The following is a 1,681-nucleotide window of genomic DNA, read 5'->3' as shown; positions in this document are numbered from 1 at the left end:
ATGACAAACGTGTGTAGTCTCCGTAATATTCCTTAGAAAGGAGGTGATCCAGCCGCACCTTCCGATACGGCTACCTTGTTACGACTTCACCCCAATCATCTATCCCACCTTAGGCGGCTGGCTCCAAAAGGTTACCTCACCGACTTCGGGTGTTACAAACTTTCGTGGTGTGACGGGCGGTGTGTACAAGGCCCGGGAACGTATTCACCGCGGCGTGCTGATCCGCGATTACTAGCGATTCCGGCTTCATGTAGGCGAGTTGCAGCCTACAATCCGAACTGAGAGAAGCTTTAAGAGATTAGCTTAGCCTCGCGACTTCGCGACTCGTTGTACTTCCCATTGTAGCACGTGTGTAGCCCAGGTCATAAGGGGCATGATGATTTGACGTCATCCCCACCTTCCTCCGGTTTGTCACCGGCAGTCTTGCTAGAGTGCCCAACTAAATGATGGCAACTAACAATAAGGGTTGCGCTCGTTGCGGGACTTAACCCAACATCTCACGACACGAGCTGACGACAACCATGCACCACCTGTCACTTTGCCCCCGAAGGGGAAGCTCTATCTCTAGAGTGGTCAAAGGATGTCAAGACCTGGTAAGGTTCTTCGCGTTGCTTCGAATTAAACCACATGCTCCACCGCTTGTGCGGGCCCCCGTCAATTCCTTTGAGTTTCAACCTTGCGGTCGTACTCCCCAGGCGGAGTGCTTAATGCGTTAGCTGCAGCACTGAAGGGCGGAAACCCTCCAACACTTAGCACTCATCGTTTACGGCGTGGACTACCAGGGTATCTAATCCTGTTTGCTCCCCACGCTTTCGAGCCTCAGCGTCAGTTACAGACCAGAGAGTCGCCTTCGCCACTGGTGTTCCTCCATATATCTACGCATTTCACCGCTACACATGGAATTCCACTCTCCTCTTCTGCACTCAAGTCTCCCAGTTTCCAATGACCCTCCCCGGTTGAGCCGGGGGCTTTCACATCAGACTTAAGAAACCGCCTGCGCTCGCTTTACGCCCAATAAATCCGGACAACGCTTGCCACCTACGTATTACCGCGGCTGCTGGCACGTAGTTAGCCGTGGCTTTCTGGTTAGATACCGTCAAGGGATGAACAGTTACTCTCATCCTTGTTCTTCTCTAACAACAGAGTTTTACGATCCGAAAACCTTCTTCACTCACGCGGCGTTGCTCGGTCAGACTTTCGTCCATTGCCGAAGATTCCCTACTGCTGCCTCCCGTAGGAGTTTGGGCCGTGTCTCAGTCCCAATGTGGCCGATCACCCTCTCAGGTCGGCTATGCATCGTGGCCTTGGTGAGCCGTTACCTCACCAACTAGCTAATGCACCGCGGGTCCATCCATCAGCGACACCCGAAAGCGCCTTTCAAATCAAAACCATGCGGTTTCGATTGTTATACGGTATTAGCACCTGTTTCCAAGTGTTATCCCCTTCTGATGGGCAGGTTACCCACGTGTTACTCACCCGTTCGCCACTCCTTTTCTTTCGGTGGAGCAAGCTCCGGTGAAAGAAAAGGCGTACGACTTGCATGTATTAGGCACGCCGCCAGCGTTCGTCCTGAGCCAGGATCAAACTCTCATAATAAAAGTTAGAACAACCTTTCGATTGTTAAGCTCAATTTGTTTGCTAGCATATTGCTTGCTGTTTAAAAATGTTTGTTGTCTTGAAT

At 51.6% G+C, this 1,681-nt stretch carries 1 rRNA gene; it reads right to left on the bottom strand.

Annotated elements, in window-relative coordinates:
- Positions 1 to 36 precede the first annotated feature (36 nt).
- Positions 37 to 1,596 (bottom strand): 16S ribosomal RNA (locus JZO71_RS11005).
- Positions 1,597 to 1,681 lie beyond the last annotated feature (85 nt).

It is taken from the genome of Candidatus Enterococcus courvalinii (assembly GCF_017315945.1).
In the GTDB taxonomy this organism is placed as follows: Bacteria; Bacillota; Bacilli; order Lactobacillales; family Enterococcaceae; genus Enterococcus_B; species Enterococcus_B courvalinii.
Note: the sequence above shows the minus strand (reverse complement) of the source record. Positions and strands in the feature narration are given on the sequence as shown.